The 18,925-nt window shown below is 54.0% G+C and carries 13 protein-coding genes and 1 pseudogene; 7 read left to right on the top strand and 7 right to left on the bottom strand.

What is annotated here, in order from left to right; translation table 11 throughout:
• Positions 1–165: 165 nt before the first annotated feature.
• Positions 166–1,539: an exodeoxyribonuclease VII large subunit gene (gene xseA / locus QQF33_RS19840; RefSeq protein ID WP_285158465.1), complete on the bottom strand. Its 1,374-nt coding sequence runs from the start codon at positions 1,537–1,539 to the stop codon at positions 166–168.
• Between the two features lie 159 nt (positions 1,540–1,698).
• Between xseA and guaB the strand changes: the two genes are divergently transcribed.
• The 3 genes from guaB to QQF33_RS19825 all read left to right on the top strand — a co-directional run bounded on the left by guaB (position 1,699) and on the right by QQF33_RS19825 (position 5,603).
• Positions 1,699–3,165: an IMP dehydrogenase gene (gene guaB / locus QQF33_RS19835; RefSeq protein ID WP_282495504.1), complete on the top strand. Its 1,467-nt coding sequence runs from the start codon at positions 1,699–1,701 to the stop codon at positions 3,163–3,165.
• A gap of 62 nt (positions 3,166–3,227) precedes the next feature.
• On the top strand, positions 3,228–4,805 hold the full coding sequence (guaA, locus tag QQF33_RS19830; RefSeq protein ID WP_285146928.1) for a glutamine-hydrolyzing GMP synthase: 1,578 nt from the start codon (positions 3,228–3,230) through the stop codon (positions 4,803–4,805).
• Positions 4,806–5,321: 516 nt separating this feature from the next.
• Positions 5,322–5,603, top strand: a complete 282-nt coding sequence (locus QQF33_RS19825; protein WP_285149803.1) for a hypothetical protein — start codon at positions 5,322–5,324, stop codon at positions 5,601–5,603.
• Positions 5,604–5,866: 263 nt separating this feature from the next.
• On the opposite strand, the pseudogene QQF33_RS25805 reads toward QQF33_RS19825, so the two are convergent.
• Both QQF33_RS25805 and QQF33_RS19820 read right to left on the bottom strand, forming a co-directional pair.
• Positions 5,867–5,992, bottom strand: a pseudogene (locus QQF33_RS25805) (MFS transporter); the annotation flags it as partial.
• 544 nt (positions 5,993–6,536) lie between these two features.
• Positions 6,537–6,707: a YfgG family protein gene (locus tag QQF33_RS19820; RefSeq protein ID WP_282495503.1), complete on the bottom strand. Its 171-nt coding sequence runs from the start codon at positions 6,705–6,707 to the stop codon at positions 6,537–6,539.
• A 368-nt stretch (positions 6,708–7,075) separates the two neighbouring features.
• Between QQF33_RS19820 and QQF33_RS19815 the strand changes: the two genes are divergently transcribed.
• Positions 7,076–9,313 carry an EAL domain-containing protein gene (locus QQF33_RS19815; protein ID WP_285149804.1) on the top strand — a complete coding sequence of 746 codons (2,238 nt, stop codon included), beginning with the start codon at positions 7,076–7,078 and terminating at the stop codon, positions 9,311–9,313.
• 10 nt (positions 9,314–9,323) lie between these two features.
• Here the strand turns inward: QQF33_RS19815 and ppx are convergent, their stop codons facing one another.
• The 4 genes from ppx to purM form a co-directional block, all read right to left on the bottom strand.
• Entirely contained in the window at positions 9,324–10,865 is a 1,542-nt protein-coding gene (gene ppx, locus QQF33_RS19810) for an exopolyphosphatase (protein WP_282495501.1), read from the bottom strand.
• A gap of 3 nt (positions 10,866–10,868) precedes the next feature.
• Positions 10,869–12,929 carry a polyphosphate kinase 1 gene (gene ppk1, locus QQF33_RS19805; RefSeq protein ID WP_282495500.1) on the bottom strand — a complete coding sequence of 687 codons (2,061 nt, stop codon included), beginning with the start codon at positions 12,927–12,929 and terminating at the stop codon, positions 10,869–10,871.
• Between the two features lie 232 nt (positions 12,930–13,161).
• Positions 13,162–13,803: a phosphoribosylglycinamide formyltransferase gene (gene purN, locus QQF33_RS19800; protein WP_285158464.1), complete on the bottom strand. Its 642-nt coding sequence runs from the start codon at positions 13,801–13,803 to the stop codon at positions 13,162–13,164.
• Complete coding sequence (gene purM, locus QQF33_RS19795; RefSeq protein ID WP_285146861.1) at positions 13,800–14,837, bottom strand: phosphoribosylformylglycinamidine cyclo-ligase; 1,038 nt, start codon at positions 14,835–14,837, stop codon at positions 13,800–13,802. The genes purN and purM overlap by 4 nt, the downstream gene beginning before the upstream one ends.
• Before the next feature lie 270 nt (positions 14,838–15,107).
• Here purM and QQF33_RS19790 point away from each other — a divergent pair, with 270 nt between their 5' ends.
• From QQF33_RS19790 to uraA, 3 genes are all read left to right on the top strand, one after another.
• Positions 15,108–16,538, top strand: a complete 1,431-nt coding sequence (locus tag QQF33_RS19790) for a 6-phospho-beta-glucosidase (protein WP_285158463.1) — start codon at positions 15,108–15,110, stop codon at positions 16,536–16,538.
• 294 nt (positions 16,539–16,832) lie between these two features.
• Positions 16,833–17,459 (top strand): uracil phosphoribosyltransferase, encoded by a 627-nt coding sequence (upp, locus tag QQF33_RS19785; protein ID WP_023308769.1) that lies wholly within the window; start codon positions 16,833–16,835, stop codon positions 17,457–17,459.
• An 87-nt stretch (positions 17,460–17,546) separates the two neighbouring features.
• Entirely contained in the window at positions 17,547–18,836 is a 1,290-nt protein-coding gene (uraA, locus tag QQF33_RS19780; protein ID WP_095282874.1) for a uracil permease, read from the top strand.
• Positions 18,837–18,925: the final 89 nt, after the last annotated feature.

Raw genomic sequence — 18,925 nt, 5'->3', positions numbered from 1 at the left:
GCCATCATCTTTAATGGAATAACGCTTGCGTACTACGACCGAAAAACCGAGAGTGTGGTCCGGATAGACTAGAAAGTGTTACCTATGTTCCCGGTCTGATCTGTCACCTATGTATCCGGTCATACAGAAGCGCCACCCGGCAACATCAGATACGTCAAAGCCGGTTTAAACTGGCTTTTTCTTGCGCGTCTTTTTGGCGGTCGTAATTCCTTTCACTTCGCTTTCTACCCAACCGTCGGCCAGACGGGTGGTGAGCACGTCCCCGGCTTTCACCTGTTTGGTCTGCTTCAGTACCCTGCCGTCGGTCGCCGTGGTCACACTGTAGCCGCGCGCCAGCGTCGAGAGCGGGCTAACGGCTTCCAGATGCGTCACCGCGTTGCCAAAACGCTCACGGGTGCTGCTCAGACGGGCACGGATATTCTCGCCCAGACGATACTCAAGCTGCTGCATGCGGGTTTGCGCGCGGTAGATGCGCGGCTGTGGGTTTTGCTGATTGAGGCGCTGGGTCATGCGTTGCTGACGCGAAACGGCGCGCTTAAGCTGATTATCCAGCGCGAAGTTCATCCGCTGGCGCAGACGTTCAAGCACCGTTTGCTGACGCGCCAGGCGTAGCTGCGGGTGCTGCTGTTGCAGGCGGTGTTGAAGCTGGGTGAAACGACGATTGCGGTTAGCGAGGAAATAGTCCATCGCCATCTCCAGACGCTGCTGACCGTTCTGCAACTGGCGCAAGAGTTCCAGCTGGTTCCGGCTGACGATTTCAGCGGCAGCCGACGGCGTAGGCGCGCGCATATCTGCGACAAAATCGGCGATGGTAACGTCGGTTTCATGGCCGACGGCGCTGACGATCGGAATCTGGCTTTCAAAAATCGCCCGCGCCACGCGCTCGTCGTTAAAACTCCAGAGATCTTCCAGAGAGCCACCGCCACGCCCGACGATTAACACGTCGCACTCCTGACGCGCGTTGGCTAACGCAATGGCGCGCACAATCTGCCCCGGCGCATCATCGCCCTGAACGGCAGTCGGATAAATAACGACAGGCAGCGACGGATCGCGACGTTTGAGCACGTGCAGAATATCGTGCAGCGCCGCACCGGTTTTAGAGGTAATCACCCCCACGCAATGGGCGGGAGAGGGCAGGGATTTCTTGAACTGTTGCTCGAACAAGCCTTCTGCCGAAAGCTTCGCTTTTAGCTGCTCGTATTTCTGCTGCAACAAGCCTTCGCCCGCGGGCTGCATGCTCTCGACAATGATTTGATAATCACCGCGCGGCTCATACAGGGTGATATTGGCGCGAACCAGAACCTGCTGGCCGTGCTGAGGGCGGAACGTGACCCGACGATTGCTGTTGCGGAACATCGCGCAGCGCACCTGAGCGGTGTCGTCTTTCAGGGTAAAGTACCAGTGCCCGGATGAAGGTTGCGTGAAATTAGAGATCTCTCCGCTGATCCAAACCTGTCCCATTTCCTGCTCGAGCAGCAAACGAACCGATTGATTGAGGCGGCTAACGGTATAAATTGAGGGGCTTTGGGAGGATAACATGTGAGCGGGATCAAATTCTAAATCAGCAAGTTATTCAGTCGATAGTAACCCGACCGGAGGTAATCGCAAGCATTTTTTATAAAAAAGTGTAGATGCAATCGGTTACGCTCTGTATAATGCCACGGCAATATTTAACCACCCAGGTCAGAGATATTGCCCATGCTACGTATCGCTAAAGAAGCACTGACGTTTGACGACGTCCTCCTCGTTCCCGCTCATTCCACCGTTCTGCCGAATACTGCCGATCTCAGCACGCAGTTGACGAAAACCATTCGCCTGAACATTCCTATGCTCTCTGCGGCAATGGACACCGTGACTGAAGCGCGCCTGGCTATCGCCCTGGCACAGGAAGGTGGCATCGGCTTTATTCACAAAAACATGTCAATCGAGCGTCAGGCGGAAGAAGTTCGCCGCGTGAAGAAACATGAATCCGGTATCGTTTCCGACCCACAGACCGTTCTGCCAACCACCACCCTGCACGAAGTGAAAGCGCTGACCGAGCGCAATGGCTTTGCGGGCTACCCGGTTGTGACCGAAGACAACGAACTGGTCGGCATCATTACCGGCCGTGACGTGCGTTTCGTGACCGACCTGAACCAGCCTGTCAGCGTGTACATGACGCCGAAAGAGCGTCTGGTCACCGTGCGTGAAGGTGAAACCCGTGAAGTCGTGCTGGCTAAAATGCACGAAAAACGCGTTGAGAAAGCACTGGTTGTCGACAGCAGCTTCCACCTGCGCGGCATGATCACCGTTAAAGATTTCCAGAAAGCAGAACGTAAACCAAACGCCTGTAAAGACGAGCGTGGCCGTCTGCGCGTGGGCGCGGCAGTGGGCGCAGGTGCGGGCAACGAAGAGCGTGTGGATGCGCTGGTTGCAGCAGGCGTTGACGTTCTGCTGATCGACTCCTCACACGGTCACTCCGAAGGCGTTCTGCAACGTATTCGTGATACCCGTGCGAAATACCCGGACCTGCAGATCATCGGCGGTAACGTGGCAACGGGCGCAGGCGCTCGTGCCCTGGCAGAAGCCGGTTGCAGCGCGGTGAAAGTGGGTATCGGTCCTGGCTCTATCTGTACTACCCGTATCGTAACCGGCGTGGGCGTTCCACAGATCACTGCGGTTTCCGACGCGGTAGAAGCGCTGGAAGGCACCGGTGTTCCGGTTATCGCCGACGGCGGTATCCGCTTCTCCGGCGACATCGCGAAAGCGATCGCGGCAGGCGCAGCGGCGGTGATGGTGGGCTCTATGCTGGCCGGTACCGAAGAATCCCCGGGCGAAATCGAACTCTTCCAGGGTCGTTCTTATAAATCTTACCGCGGCATGGGCTCCCTGGGCGCGATGTCCAAAGGCTCTTCTGACCGTTACTTCCAGACCGACAACGCCGCTGACAAACTGGTACCGGAAGGTATCGAAGGTCGCGTCGCGTACAAAGGGCGTCTGAAAGAGATCATCCACCAGCAGATGGGCGGCCTGCGTTCCTGTATGGGTCTGACCGGCTGTGGTACTATCGATCTGCTGCGTACTAAAGCGGAATTCGTGCGTATCAGCGGTGCAGGTATCCAGGAAAGCCACGTTCACGACGTGACGATCACCAAAGAGTCCCCGAACTACCGTCTGGGCTCCTGATAAGTTTCCGCGCCCGGCTCAATGCCGGGCGCTTTGTTTCACTTGCCTCGGAATTAGCGTCAATAATGGAAAACATTCATAAACATCGCATTCTTATCCTGGATTTCGGCTCTCAGTACACACAGCTGGTGGCACGTCGCGTGCGCGAACTCGGCGTTTACTGTGAGCTGTGGGCGTGGGATGTGACGGAAGCACAAATCCGTGAGTTCAACCCAAGCGGCATCATCCTTTCCGGCGGCCCGGAAAGCACCACCGAACATAACAGCCCGCGCGCACCGCAATACGTGTTTGAAGCTGGCGTTCCGGTATTCGGCGTGTGCTACGGCATGCAGACCATGGCGATGCAGCTGGGCGGCCATGTAGAGTCCTCTAACGAGCGTGAATTTGGCTACGCGCAGGTCGAAGTGTTGACCGACAGCGCCCTGGTTCGCGGCATCGAAGATTCCCTGACCCCAGAAGGCAAACCGCTGCTGGACGTATGGATGAGCCACGGCGACAAAGTGACCGCGATCCCGTCCGACTTCGTGACCGTTGCCAGCACCGAAAGCTGCCCGTTTGCCATCATGGCGAACGAAGAAAAACGCTTCTACGGCGTGCAGTTCCACCCGGAAGTGACCCACACCCGTCAGGGTATGCGCATGCTGGACCGCTTTGTTCGCGATATTTGCCAGTGTGAAGCCTTGTGGACGCCAGCAAAAATCATCGACGATGCCGTTGAGCGTATCCGCAAACAGGTTGGCGACGATAAAGTCATCCTCGGCCTGTCCGGCGGCGTGGACTCCTCCGTCACTGCGATGCTGCTGCACCGCGCGATCGGCAAAAACCTGACCTGCGTCTTCGTGGATAACGGTCTGCTGCGTCTGAACGAAGCCCAGCAGGTCATGGACATGTTCGGTGACCACTTCGGTCTGAACATCGTTCACGTCGAAGGCGAAGAGCGTTTCCTGTCCGCATTAGCAGGTGAGAACGATCCGGAAGCCAAACGCAAAATCATCGGTCGCGTGTTTGTTGAAGTGTTCGACGAACAGGCGCTGCGTCTGGAAGACGTGAAATGGCTGGCGCAAGGCACCATCTACCCTGACGTGATCGAATCCGCAGCTTCCGCAACCGGTAAAGCGCACGTCATCAAATCTCACCACAACGTGGGCGGCCTGCCGAAAGAAATGAAGATGGGTCTGGTTGAACCACTGCGTGAGCTGTTCAAAGACGAAGTGCGTAAGATCGGTCTGGAGCTGGGTCTGCCGTACGACATGCTGTACCGTCACCCGTTCCCGGGTCCAGGTCTGGGCGTGCGCGTGCTGGGCGAAGTGAAGAAAGAGTACTGCGACCTGCTGCGTCGTGCGGATGCTATCTTCATCGAAGAACTGCACAAAGCCGACCTGTACAACAAAGTGAGCCAGGCGTTCACCGTGTTCCTGCCAGTCCGCTCCGTTGGCGTGATGGGCGATGGCCGTAAGTACGACTGGGTTGTCTCCCTGCGTGCTGTCGAAACCATCGACTTCATGACTGCCCACTGGGCGCACCTGCCGTACGACTTCCTGGGCCGCGTATCCAACCGCATCATCAACGAAGTGAACGGGATTTCCCGTGTCGTTTATGACATCAGCGGTAAGCCACCAGCGACGATTGAGTGGGAATAAATCACACCTCTAGTCACACAGAACCCTCTGCTTTGGCAGAGGGTTTTTTATATCAAGTTGAATCGCTTATGTTTTTATATATTTATGGCAGGTATATAACTACATATCTGTTGTGAAATCACCAATAAAATTAAATGCTGAGGTCATACAAGGCACATGATTTAAGTAGCTATGCGGTAACTGAAAACAGCTTAAGAGTATTTAATGAGCTCATTAGTTCTATGAATAAACTAAGTTCGAAAGAAATATCTATTTTTGTGATGTTGTGAAAATATCTTAGATCTAGATCTATTAATGAGTTTGGATATTGTTCTATGCTAGTACGCATAAAAGAATAACTTGTTACTTTTTAATACCCTTAACTTGAATGAGTTTAGGAGATGGGAATCTTGGTTACAATGACAAGATAGACAAAAAGGATCGCGTATAGCGTGAATGTTACATAGTCAACTGGCGGAATCTGACAAATTAGTTTCACGACACATTCACAGCCGAAGTTAATTAGTGGTTTTTAATATGTATAAAATACTACGTATTGCAGCATTATTTATTCTTACTATTTATGCTTTATTTTGTTCTCTTGCTCTAGTTGATGGTGTTTACCACCTTGCCAGGTCGGACGTTGAGCTCTTTCTTTACGGCGGGGCAATTGTTTCTGGGATAGGTTTTTTCACAATTATAATACTTGAACCTTTTTCAGAGGAGGTTAACCCTCTAAAAGGTAATGTGTTAAGCCTGTGGCTGAAACGCAGGAAACTTGAAGAAGAGAAACGTATTAAAGAATTGCAAGAAAAATAATGTAATAAATAATGTTGTTTAATTATTTGCGTGATTACCGCTTCGTTAGGAACGAATGACCTTCAAGCGATAAAGAATTTGCTATCGATTGAAAATGCGTAATTTGTTGATATATATTATATAAATGTTCATTAACCTACGGGTATCACCGATGTGCTTCTTTGTCGCATTTTCGATTTAAAGAGATGCTTAAGAATAGTTTTCTCTTGTTAACCCAAAACCCTCTGACTTGCCAGAGGGTTGTCCCACCATCACCACCGCCTGCCCAAAATCACCACTGTTAATCCACACTCCACCCTCCTTGCCCCGAACACACCCAGTTCCCAATTTAGCTATGCGTAAGCAAACGGCGACACCGCTGCCATAAGCTGCGCCGGAATCAACAACACACAAGCGCAATATCAGGCTGTTTCAGCAAGGGAGGTGCCATTGTTGCAAAAGCAGGTGCGTGATAATTATCAGTTAATATGCGTCAGTGTTACGACAGGGAATACGCTGGTTGTTGTGCGGGTCGTGGAGGAGAACCGTCTGGTCAGATTTCCGGCAAGCGATCGGGCACTGGAGGTGATGTCAGTGCTCGATGAAGAGTTTGTCCTGATACTTTCGTAGGCGCAGGACCGAGATATTCCACTATTAACGCCGCAGTCATTGCACGTACTTCCCATGATTACGTTTGAATCAGGAAGTGGCTCACGGGATTTAATTGATGGCAGGTTTAACGGTTATGGTCTGGAGGTGATCATCTGTGATGAGATTGGGCTGTATCGAAGCCATTAAGCGTATGATCCGTGCCACGCATGGCGGTCGAGAAAGCTGCCGAACGGTGAGATCGTTAAACCTCGATTCTGCATCGTCAGTTAGGTAACGTCTTAAGCCATGAGAAAATTCACAGCAATGGAATTACAGAACTGATTCATTTACTACGCGAGAAAACTACCGAATTGCAGCATCCAACGGCTGACTCACCTGCTGAGACTGGATTTTGTCCTGATGATGGTACCAGGCACCGATGGAGGAATAGACGAAGCGGCCAAAGAAAAACAGGAAGCTGATAAGCAAGATAATGCGGGTCATTCGAGTGTTAAATCGATGTCGTTTGTGCATACGCGTTGCCTGACTCACTGTATTTTCCTGGGCATACCCTTTTGGGCGATGGGACTATTAAGTCACAGTGGGCGTCAAGGGTCAATTACGAAGTGTGTAAAAAATCGTCAGTGTAATAATTAGTTGATGTTATCGATAGCGATGCAATTATTTACCGCATTGATAGAAAACGGAAAACCTCAAGGAAAAATTGTAATATTTGATCTTTTAATGCGCTGGCGTTGATTTAAATCAATTCTCAACCGCCATTGATCACTAAAATCCTCCCTCCACGATGTTCTCTCTATGAAAGCGGTGTGCGTCAGCTCGTCAGGTTAGATGCCTGTCTGCAACTACCCTCAGGATCAAACGGTCTCAACCAGGCGTCTATGAACACTCTATTATTCCTGAAGCAGCACAAAGACCGGTGGTGGGCGCTCCCCCTGATTTTGCCTGTCATTTTTCTGCCCATATTTAGTTTTGCCAGCACCTATACCCACTTAAATGGCGGGATCATTGCCCTCTATTACATGCCGCTGGCATTCCTGCTCACCTTATTGCTGTTTTTCGGCCTGTCGGCCCTTCCGGGTATCATTCTGGCGCTGTTTCTTCGCTATCACTCCACGAGCGGTATTTTTGAAACGGCGGCGGTCATCTGTCATTTTATCGTTCCCCTGACGCTCAGCTGGGGCGGATACCGCGTGTTTTCTCCTCCGCGAAATATGGTGGCCTACGGCGATGCAAAGCTCATGGCGCTACGACTTTTCTGGCAGGTATTGTGCCCGTCGGCGCTGTTTTTGGTGCTGTTTCAGTTTGCGGTCTATCTTGGGATCTACGAGACTCGCCAGAGTATGGCGGGGCTGAACCCGCTGACCATACGCACTCTGGTAAATTTTCAGGGGCTGCTGGTGGGTGGGCTGACGGGCGTGCCGCTGAGCTATCTGCTGATCCGGATCATCCGCCATCCGCGCTATTTAAGGGCGCTGATGTCACAGATCCGAACGCAGATCGACAAGAAAGTGACCGTTGCGGAATTTATCCTCTGGCTCGCGGCGCTGGGCGGTTTGCTCTCTCTCCTGCTGATCCCCTTGAGCGATACCAGTACCATTTTCAGCACTAACTATACGTTGTCGTTGCTGATGCCGCTGATGCTGTGGGGCGCGATGCGGTTTGGCTATAAGCTGATGTCTCTTATCTGGACGCCAGTGCTGATGGTCGCCATTCACTATTTTTACCGCTATATCCCGTTGGGCCAGGGCTACGACATCCAGCTGGCGATCACCTCGTCCAGCTATCTGGTGTTCTCTTTTGTAGTGATTTACATGTCGATGCTGGCCACGCGCCAGCGCGTGATCACCCTTCACGCAAGACGTCTGGCGTTTCTCGATCCGGTCGTTCACATGCCGAATCTGCGCGCAATGACGCGGGCGCTGACGAAATCGCCCTGGTCTGCGCTCTGTATGCTGCGTATTCCGGAGCTCGAAGTGCTGGGCCGCAACTATGGCGTGCTGCTGCGCATCCAGTACAAGCAAAAACTGGCCGAGTGGCTCAAAAGTTCGCTCCAGCCGAACGAGTGTGTCTATCAGCTCTCGGGCTGCGACCTGGCGATTCGGCTGAACACTGAATCTCACGCGCTGCGGATTGAAGAGCTCGACAAGAAGATCAAAGAGTTTCGTTTCATCTGGGACGGAATGCCGCTGCAGCCGCAGGTGGGCATGAGCTATTGCTGCGTGCGCTCCCCGGTGAACCATCTCTATTTACTGCTGGGTGAGCTGAGCATCATTGCCGATTTGTCGCTATCCACTAACCATCCTGAGAATCTTCAGCAGCGCGGCGCCATGCATCTGCAGCGTACGCTGAAAGACAAAGTTGCCATCATGAACCGCCTGCAATGGGCACTTGAGCAAGATGAATTCAGATTAATGGCGCAACGGGTGCAGGGGATCCGGGGCGATCATTACCACGAAATTTTGATACGCATGCCAGGGGAGAACGGCGCGCTGCTCTCGCCGGATAAATTCCTGCCTGTGGCGCTGGAGTTTGGTTTGTCGTCGCGCGTCGATTTATGGGTGCTGGAACGTACGCTGCAATTTATGGCCGAGCATCGTGACAGATTGCCAGGGCAGCGTTTTGCCGTAAATCTGTCGTCCTCAACCATCTGCCGGTCACAGTTCCCGCTCGACGTTCACCGGCTACTGAAAAAGTACGGCATCGAAGCCTGGCAGATGATCTTTGAGATCACCGAAAGCAGCGGGTTTGGTAATGCCGATCTCGCCAGGCAGACTGTTAAACAGCTGCAGAAGATGGGGTGCCGGGTAGCCATAGATGATTTTGGTACCGGGTATGCGAGCTATGCGCGCCTGAAAAGCATCGATGCCGATATGCTAAAAATTGATGGCAGCTTTATTCGCAATATCGCTGACAACAGCCTGGATTACCAGATTGTGGCGTCGATGTGCCATCTTGCACGAATGAAGAACATGCTTGTGGTGGCTGAGTATGTGGAAAGCGAAGCGATTCGCTGCGCGGTGAATGCGCTGGGGATCGATTATCTGCAGGGGTATTTGATTGGAAAACCTGAGGCGCTTGAAACACTGATTGATTCTCAGGCGCCATCCGACGCCTGAGAACAGAGCATTACGCCGCGACGTCCGGCGACTGCTCTTCTTCAATTTTCAGCAACCAGCCGGTCACACCTTCCCAGTACTGCTGCTCTTTTTCGAGATCCAGCAGTACCAGCGCATTCTGGCTAAACCAGTCGTGCGGGAAACTGAGCGTCCAGTGATGGTCGTCGGTTTTAAGAATCAGCGTTGGCGGTGTGGTGGTCGCCTGACGCTGGTTATTCAGCAGTACGCCTAAGCGCAGCAGCTGGATCAGCGGCAGGAACTGTTTTTTCTTGAACAGCGTGAAGCGCGGCAGATCGTCCAGTTTGATCGCTTTACGGTGATAGCGCACGAGGGTCGCCATCATCGTCTGCTGCTCCTGGTTGAAGCCCGGCAGATCGCTGTTTTGCAGAATATAGGCGGAGTGGCGGTGCATGCCGCTGTGGTTAATATTCAGGCCCACTTCGTGCAGCATCGTTGCCCATTTCAGCAGGGCAGCCAGTTGCGGATGCGCCAGCTTCGGATTCTGCGCTTCCCACTGCTCGTAAATGTGCGTGGTGGTTTCCAGAACGCGCTTCGCCTGTTCACGGTCGATGTTGTACTGATTCGCCAGGCTTTGCGCGGTACGGCTGCGGATATCCTGATGACGGAAACGGCCTTCCATTTCGTACAGTACGCCTTCGCGCAATGCACCGTCGGACAGGCGCAGCTCGCGGATTGCCAGCGCATCGAAGACGCCGCACAGGATCGCCAGGCCCGGCACAAACACCGCTTTACGCTCGTCGGACAAGCCCGGCAGGCTCAGGGCATCAAAGCTTTTATGTTTCAGCACCTCTTCGCGCAATAACTCCAGGCGCTCCGGGGTGATAATCCCGTCTTTTTCGCCCATCGCCAGCAATACTTCATGCGCTGCCTTGATACTGCCAGACGCTCCGAGGGCAACGTTCCAGCCCTGAATGCGATACTGCCAGGCGAGGGATTCCAGCTTTTGCACCGCCGCCATTTTCGCGCGCTGGAAGTTTTCCCGGTTTATGGTGCCGCCAGGGAAATACATCTGCGCAAAGCTGACGCAGCCCATACGGCGGCTCTCGACCAGCTTCGGCTCGAAGTCTTCGCCAATGACCAGCTCAGTGGAACCACCGCCGATGTCGATCACCAGCTTGCGGCCTTTTTCCGGCTGAGTGTGTTCCACACCCATGAAAATCAGACGCGCTTCTTCGTTACCTGAGATGATTTCAATCGGGTAGGGGATCACTTTTTCCGCGCGTTTGAGAAACTCCGGCGCGTTCAGCGCCTGACGCAGGGTGTGCGTTCCAACGATGCAAACACTCGACGCTGAAAAACCCTGCAAGCGTTCGGCGAACAGCGACAGGCAGGCTAAGCCGCGCTCCATCGCCTCTTCGCTGAGCATATTTTTGTCGTCAAGACCATCGGCGAGATGAACGCGCTGCTTGAGGCGCCCGATGATCTGCATGGCTCCGTCGACCTCGCGGGCGATGACCATATGGAAGCTGTTAGAACCTAAATCGACCGCAGCAAACTCCTGCGGGCGTGGCGTCTTATCATTTATCGGCATAGGTTAATCAGGTTGCTCGAGTGATTTGATATAGTCGTAAATCGCCAGTTGTGAGCGCACTTTACGGCGGTTGCCGCGCTGCACGTAGCGGTTACTCAGTTCTTTGTCGATATAGCGAGCCTTCACTGTGTCGCTGAGTTGCAGCTCAATAATATCGAGGATTTGCTGCTTGAGACGCGGGTCCAGCAGCGGGGTGGCGACTTCAATTCGGTAATCAATATTACGCGTCATCCAGTCCGCGGAAGAGAGATACACCTGTTTATCGCCACCGTTTTCAAAAATATAGATCCTGTCGTGTTCCAGATAACGGTCCACGATGCTGGTCACGCGAATATTGTCGCTGATGCCTTCCAGTTCTGGAATCAACGAGCACATGCCGCGGATCAGTAAATTCACCGGCACACCGGTGCTGGAGGCCGCATACAGGCGATCCACCAGACCTTTGTCGACCAGGTTGTTTAGTTTGAGCGTGATACCCGACGGTTCACCTTTTTGCGCAGCGGCGATCTCTTTGTCGATCATCGCATACAGCAGGCGGCGCGAGTTCTGCGGGGAGACCAGCAGATAGTCGAAGCTCACCGGGCGGTACGGGTTTTCGATGAAGTTAAACACCCGACGCACTTCGTTGGTGATGCGCGCGTCGGCGGTCAGCAGCGAGTAGTCCGTATAGAGTCGCGCGGTTTTCTCGTTAAAGTTACCGGTCCCGATGTGGGCGTAGCGCACCACGTCGTCGCCTTCTTTTCGGGAAATCAGGAACAGCTTGGCGTGAATTTTCAGGCCAGGGGCGGAGAAGATGACGTGTACACCGGCTTCCGTCAGACGACGCGCCCAGTGGATGTTTGCCTCTTCGTCGAAACGCGCCTGCAGCTCAACCACCACCGTCACTTTTTTACCGTTGTGCGCGGCGTGGATCATCGCATCAATAATGCGCGAGTCTTTTGCCACGCGGTAGATGTTGATTTTGATCGCCAGCACGTTCGGGTCGAACGAGGCCTGGCGCAGCAGTTCCAGCACGTGCTCAAAGGTGTGGTACGGATAGTAAAGCAGTACGTCGCGCTCGCGGATGGCGTCGAATCCGTTACGGAATTTATCGAACCAGATATGGCGCAGGCGCGGCAGCGGTTTGTTGACCAGATTGGCTTTGCCGACGTTCGGGAAGCCAATAAAGTCTTTAAAGTTGTGGTAACGCCCGCCTGGCACGATGGAATCGTAGCGGGAGATGGTCAGCTTGTCGCGCAGCATTTCGACCATCGCGTCCGGCATGTCGCGCTGATACACAAAGCGCACCGGTTCGGCGGTCAGACGTTGTTTCAGGCTGGAGGACATCAGCTCCATCAGGCTGGCTTCCATCTCGTGCACCAGGTCGTACTCGGCGTCACGGGTCATTTTCATGGAATAGGCGTTCAGCGCGTCGTAATCGAAGAAGCCTTTGAAAATATCGTCGAGGCAGTAGCGCAGGATGTTATCAAGCAGGATCATCGGCTTGCGGCGGCGCGGCGTTTCCGGCGGCAGGTTCACAAAGCGCGGGACTTTGTCCGACGGGATCTCCAGCAGCGCATAGCGAATGGAGTCCCCACGAATAATCTCAACCGCCAGATAGGTGTAGTCATCTTTCAGGAACTGCACCAGATCCGTTTCGCGATTGATAAGAATAGGGGTGATGTGCTGGCGCAGATAGTGTTTGAAGTAGTGGCGCAGCCAGGTTTGTTGATTGGCGGAAAGCTGACGTTCATTAATCAGGAAGATTTGGTTGCGTGCCATCTCGAGCAGCAGCTCGTTATACAGACCGTCAAATTCCTGGTCCGCTTTCAGGACGCGCGCCTGGATTTTTCCCAGCAGATGGCGTGAATGGGAGTTCAGACCTTGCTCTTCGCTGATGATGATCCGCCGTTTCAGTTCGGCAAAACGGACCTTGTAGAATTCATCCAGGTTATTGGAATAAATACCCAGAAAACGCATACGCTCAATCAGCGGATTGCTTTTATCAGCCGCTTCCTGAAGCACACGTTCGTTGAACGCCAACCAGCTTAGCTCTTTCTCGATGTATAACTTTTCCTGACCCATTACAACTTACACTCCGTTTCAATCACGGGACGCAGCAAATCCGTCTCGATTCTATTATGGCGAGCTTTGACACGAGATGTCCAACTGTGCCAGAAAAGTATGACAGTTAATTTTTTTTCTGGGGGAATTTAGGGAGTTGGTGGGGGATGAAGGCGTGTCGGGTGGCGCTGCGCTTACCCGACCTACAAAAACCGTAGGCCCGTGCAAGCGCAGCGCCGCCGGGCAAAACAGACTACTCGTCCGCCGCATGTCCCTGCGCGGGCAGCTTCACGCCATCCAGCCAGGCGGCGTTATCGCGCATCTCAAGACGCCCGTCGACAAACCAGCTCACCACTAACGGATAAATGGCGTGCTCCTGCGTCTGGACGCGCTCGGTGATGTCGTCTTCGTCGTCGCCATCAAACACCGGAATTTTGGCCTGCAAAATCACCGGCCCGCCGTCCAGCTCGTCGGTGACGAAATGCACGGAGGTACCATGCTCCTCGTCGCCATTCTCCAGCACCTGACGGTGGGTGTGCAGACCGGGATATTTCGGCAGAAGAGAAGGGTGGATGTTCAGCAGGCGGCCGGAATAGTGAGAGACAAACCCCGGGCTTAAGATGCGCATATACCCGGCCAGCACCACGACATCCGGCGCGTAGGCGTCGATCTCTTGCACCAGCTCGCGGTCAAAGGCTTCACGACTGGCAAACTGTGAGGCTTCCAGCGCGTGCGCCGGGATATGGGCATCCCGCGCACGCTCAAGGCCGAACGCATCGGCCTTGTTGCTGAATACTGCGCGAATGGTGCCATTGATCTGTTTCTGTTTGCAGGCGTCGATGATTGCCTGCAAATTGCTTCCGTTGCCGGAAATGAGCACCACAATATTTTTCATTCAATGACCACGCGCTGTTCGGAATCAGAAGCTTTGATGATACCGATTTTCCACGCGTTTTCACCTTTCGCCTTCATCAGCTCAACGGCTTTATCCGCTTCGCTGGCAGGCAGGGCAATCAGCATGCCGACGCCGCAGTTGAAGGTGCGATACATTTCGTGCTGGCTGACGTTGCCCGCAGTCTGCAGCCAGTTGAACACGGCTGGCCACTGCCAGGAGGACTCGTCGATTACCGCCTGCGTATTGTCAGGCAGCACGCGCGGGATGTTTTCCCAGAAGCCGCCGCCGGTCAGGTGCGCAATGGCGTGAACGTCAACGTTCTCGATCAGCTCAAGAATGTTTTTCACGTAGATACGGGTCGGTGCCAGCAGGTGATCGGCCAGCGGTTTGCCGTCGAGCTCGGTGGTTTCCGGGTCGCAGCCGCTCACTTCGAGGATCTTACGCACCAGGGAGTAACCGTTAGAGTGCGGGCCGCTTGAGCCAAGGGCAATCAGGACATCGCCATCGGCCACTTTGCTGCCGTCGATAATTTCTGATTTTTCTACCACGCCGACGCAGAAGCCCGCGACGTCGTAATCTTCACCGTGGTACATGCCCGGCATCTCTGCGGTTTCGCCGCCGACCAGCGCGCAGCCAGACTGCAGGCAGCCTTCGGCGATACCGGTGATGACGCTGGAGGCGGTATCCACGTCCAGTTTGCCGGTGGCGTAGTAGTCGAGGAAGAAGAGGGGTTCAGCACCCTGCACCACGAGGTCGTTCACACACATGGCCACCAGGTCGATCCCGATGGTGTCGTGACGTTTGAGATCCATCGCCAGACGCAGCTTCGTGCCCACGCCGTCAGTGCCAGAAACCAGAACAGGCTCACGATATTTTTGCGGCAGTGCGCACAGCGCGCCAAATCCACCCAGACCACCCATCACTTCAGGGCGGCGAGTCTTTTTGACCACACCTTTGATTCGGTCAACCAGCGCATTACCTGCGTCAATATCAACACCGGCATCTTTATAGCTGAGAGAAGTTTTGTTGGTCACGGCTTAAGTCCCCACGCATAGCATAGTAAGAAAAATCGGCGCAATTCTAACAGTCCAGGCAAACGTTTGCGAGCCTATTCTGCGGTCAAAAAAAGTCGCTGAAAATTTACACATTTTTGCATTGGGCGAGGACAAACTTGATACCGTTCACGAAAATGAAACCGGTTTCGGTAATCTGCTTGCAACAGGCTAAGCCATTGCACATGATTTGACTGAAACCGGTTTCTGTAATTGTTTTTGCAGAAAATAACGCAGAATGAGGGAAAAGGTATGTCAGGATTTAAAGAAGGTTTTCTGTGGGGCGGCGCGGTGGCGGCGCATCAGCTGGAAGGTGGCTGGAAAGAGGGCGGCAAGGGGATAAGCGTCGCGGACGTGATGACGGTCGGGGCGCACGGCGTACCGCGTGAAATCACCCAGGGCGTCATCCAGGGAAAAAACTACCCGAACCACGAAGCCATCGATTTTTACCATCGCTACAAAGAAGACATCAAACTTTTCGCCGAACTGGGCTTTAAATGTTTCCGCACCTCCATTGCCTGGACGCGCATTTTCCCGAAAGGTGACGAGCTGGAGCCTAACGAAGCCGGTCTGAAATTCTACGACGACCTGTTCGATGAATGCCTGAAACACGGTATCGAGCCGGTGATTACCCTGTCGCACTTCGAGATGCCTTTCCATCTGGTGACCGAATACGGCGGCTGGCGCAACCGTAAGTTGATCGACATGTTCGTGCGTTTCGCCAGCGTCTGCTTCAAGCGTTATCAGCACAAAGTGAAGTACTGGATGACCTTCAACGAGATCAACAACCAGGCCAACTTCCACGAAGATTTCGCACCCTTCACCAACTCCGGCCTGAAATACGAAGAGGGTGAAGATCGCGAGCCTGTGATGTTCCAGGCCGCGCACTATGAGCTGGTGGCCAGCGCCCTGGCAGTGAAAGCCGGACGTGAAATCAATCCATCCCTGCAAATCGGCTGCATGATTGCCATGTGCCCAATCTATCCGCTGAGCTGCGCGCCAAACGACATCATGATGGCGATGAACGCCATGCACCGTCGCTACTGGTTCACCGACGTTCACGTGCGCGGGAAATATCCGCAGCATCTGCTGAACTACTTTGAGCGCCGCGGTTTCGAGCTGGATATTACCGACGAAGACATTGCAGCTCTGAAGCAGGGCTGTGTCGATTACATCGGCTTCAGCTATTACATGTCGTTCGCGACCAAAGCCACGCCGGATAATCCGCAGCTTGATTATGACGAAAGCAAAAGCCTCGTTTCCAACCCGTACGTGCAGAAATCCGACTGGGGCTGGCAGATTGACCCGGTGGGCCTGCGCTACTCCCTGAACTGGTTCTGGGATCACTACCAGTTGCCGCTGTTTATCGTTGAGAACGGCTTCGGGGCGATCGACGTGCAGGAGAGCGACGGCACGGTCAATGACCAGTACCGCATCGATTATCTCGACGCCCATATCCGCGAGATGAAAAAAGCGGTCGTCGAAGATGGCGTGGATCTGATGGGTTACACCCCGTGGGGTTGTATCGATCTGGTCTCTGCCGGAACCGGCGAGATGAAAAAACGTTACGGCTTTATTTTTGTTGATAAAGACAACGAAGGTAACGGCACCCTGAACCGTAGCAAGAAAAAATCTTTCGACTGGTATCAGAAGGTGATCGCCACTAACGGCGCAGACCTGTAATCGCCCGGCGGCGCTGCGCTTGCACGGGCCATAAGCCTCTGCGGTCTGGTGCCCTCACCCCGACCCTCTCCCACGGGAGAGGGCGCAAACACCAAAAACGGCAACCGGGTTGCCGTTTTGCCTTTACCTCCACCCGGCAAAACTCCCTTCTTTTTTTTCCTGTTTTATACTCACTATCGCTCCCTAATCCACTTTGCTTGATCGGCATCAAGCAAGATGGGTATGGCGAACCCGGAAAAAAGCGGTATAATCCGGCGATTTTTTTTGCGGTAGCCACCTCAGAGGAGAATGAGAATGAAGATTGTGGAAGTGAAACACCCACTCGTTAAACACAAGCTGGGCCTGATGCGTGAGCATGACATCAGCACGAAGCGTTTTCGCGAACTGGCCTCTGAAGTTGGAAGCTTACTGACTTACGAAGCAACGTCTGACCTGGAAACTGAAAAAGTGACCATCGAAGGCTGGAACGGCCCGGTCCAGGTTGAGCAGATCAAAGGTAAAAAAATTACCGTGGTGCCAATCCTGCGCGCAGGTCTGGGCATGATGGAAGGCGTGCTGGAGCACGTACCGAGCGCGCGTATCAGCGTAGTCGGTATCTACCGTAACGAAGAAACTCTCGAACCCGTCCCGTATTTCCAGAAGCTGGTGTCTAACATCGACGAGCGTATGGCGCTGGTCGTTGACCCAATGCTCGCCACCGGCGGCTCCATGATCGCCACCATCGACCTGCTGAAAAATGCCGGCTGTAACAGCATCAAGGTGCTGGTACTGGTTGCGGCACCGGAAGGTATCGCGGCGCTGGAAAAAGCGCACCCGGACGTTGAGCTGTATACCGCCTCTATCGACCAGGGGCTGAACGAGCACGGGTACATCATCCCGGGGCTCGGCGATGCCGGCGACAAGATTTTTGGTACGAAGTGATCGAATAACGATAAAGAAGCCGACTTTGATAGTCGGCTTTTTTTTGAATAAAACACAAACAACTCACAATACTTAGAGGAAAACACTATGACGCGCCGTACTATCGGGGTGAGTGAAAGACCGCCGCTTTTGCAGACGATCCCGCTTAGTTTGCAGCACTTGTTTGCCATGTTTGGCGCAACCGTACTGGTGCCCATCCTGTTTCACATCAACCCGGCCACCGTACTGCTGTTCAACGGCGTCGGCACGCTGCTGTACCTTTTCATCTGTAAAGGCAAAATCCCGGCGTATCTGGGCTCCAGCTTTGCGTTTATCTCCCCGGTCCTGCTGCTGCTGCCGTTAGGCTACGAAGTGGCGCTGGGCGGTTTTATTATGTGTGGCGCGCTGTTCTGCCTGGTGGCTTTCATTGTGAAGAAAGCCGGGACCGGCTGGCTGGACGTGATGTTCCCGCCTGCGGCGATGGGCGCAATCGTTGCCGTCATCGGCCTCGAGCTTGCGGGTGTGGCGGCGAACATGGCTGGTCTGCTGCCTGCGGACGGACAATCCCCGGAATCCAAAACCATCATTATTTCGCTGGTGACTCTGGGCGTGACCGTCTTCGGTTCGGTGCTGTTCCGCGGTTTCCTGGCGATTATCCCGATTCTGATTGGGGTGCTGGCGGGCTACGCGCTCTCCTTCGCGATGGGCGTGGTGGATACCTCCCCGATTGCCCAGGCGCACTGGTTCGCGCTGCCAACCTTCTACACGCCACGCTTTGAGTGGTTTGCGATCTTCACCATCCTGCCTGCAGCGCTGGTGGTGATTGCCGAGCACGTCGGCCACCTGGTGGTGACGGCGAACATCGTCAAAAAAGATCTGATCCGCGACCCTGGCCTGCACCGTTCGATGTTTGCCAACGGTCTGTCGACCATGATCTCCGGTTTCTTCGGCTCCACGCCAAACACCACCTACGGTGAGAACATCGGCGTGATGGCGATTACCCGCGTCTACAGTACCTGGGTGATTGGCGGAGCGGCGATCTTTGCGATTCTGCTCTCCTGCGTCGGGAAACTGGCGGCGGCGATCCAGATTATCCCGGTTCCGGTGATCGGTGGTGTCTCTCTGCTGCTGTACGGGGTGATTGGTGCGTCCGGTATTCGCGTGCTGATTGAATCCAAAGTGGATTACAACAAAACGCAGAACCTGATCCTGACCTCCGTTATCCTGATCATCGGCGTGAGCGGCGCGAAGGTGCACATCGGTGCGGCAGAGCTGAAAGGAATGGCGCTGGCGACTATCGTTGGCGTGGGCCTGAGCCTGATCTTCAAGCTGATCTCTGTGCTTCGCCCGGAAGAAGAAGTGCTGGACGCTCAGGAGAGCGAAAAAGCGTCACATTGATCCTGAATCCGGGCGGACGATCCGCCCGGTTCTCTCATCGCGGGTTCCGTGATAAACTCCCTCCCGATTTTATGTGAGACCTTGATCGA

Origin of the sequence: Lelliottia wanjuensis (assembly GCF_030238365.1) — a bacterium.
In the GTDB taxonomy this organism is placed as follows: domain Bacteria; phylum Pseudomonadota; class Gammaproteobacteria; order Enterobacterales; family Enterobacteriaceae; genus Enterobacter; species Enterobacter wanjuensis.
The sequence above is the reverse complement of the archived record's forward strand: the minus strand, read 5'-3'. Positions and strand labels throughout refer to the sequence as shown.

Excerpts from the sequence above, each read along its gene's own strand:
- xseA (WP_285158465.1), bottom strand. The coding sequence starts at position 1,539 with ATGTTATCCTCCCAAAGCCCCTCAATTTATACCGTTAGCCGCCTCAAT.
- guaB (WP_282495504.1), top strand. The coding sequence starts at position 1,699 with ATGCTACGTATCGCTAAAGAAGCACTGACGTTTGACGACGTCCTCCTC.
- QQF33_RS19825 (WP_285149803.1), top strand. The coding sequence starts at position 5,322 with ATGTATAAAATACTACGTATTGCAGCATTATTTATTCTTACTATTTAT.
- QQF33_RS19820 (WP_282495503.1), bottom strand. The coding sequence starts at position 6,707 with ATGCACAAACGACATCGATTTAACACTCGAATGACCCGCATTATCTTG.
- QQF33_RS19815 (WP_285149804.1), top strand. The coding sequence starts at position 7,076 with ATGAACACTCTATTATTCCTGAAGCAGCACAAAGACCGGTGGTGGGCG.
- ppx (WP_282495501.1), bottom strand. The coding sequence starts at position 10,865 with ATGCCGATAAATGATAAGACGCCACGCCCGCAGGAGTTTGCTGCGGTC.
- ppk1 (WP_282495500.1), bottom strand. The coding sequence starts at position 12,929 with ATGGGTCAGGAAAAGTTATACATCGAGAAAGAGCTAAGCTGGTTGGCG.
- purN (WP_285158464.1), bottom strand. The coding sequence starts at position 13,803 with ATGAAAAATATTGTGGTGCTCATTTCCGGCAACGGAAGCAATTTGCAG.
- QQF33_RS19790 (WP_285158463.1), top strand. The coding sequence starts at position 15,108 with ATGTCAGGATTTAAAGAAGGTTTTCTGTGGGGCGGCGCGGTGGCGGCG.
- upp (WP_023308769.1), top strand. The coding sequence starts at position 16,833 with ATGAAGATTGTGGAAGTGAAACACCCACTCGTTAAACACAAGCTGGGC.
- uraA (WP_095282874.1), top strand. The coding sequence starts at position 17,547 with ATGACGCGCCGTACTATCGGGGTGAGTGAAAGACCGCCGCTTTTGCAG.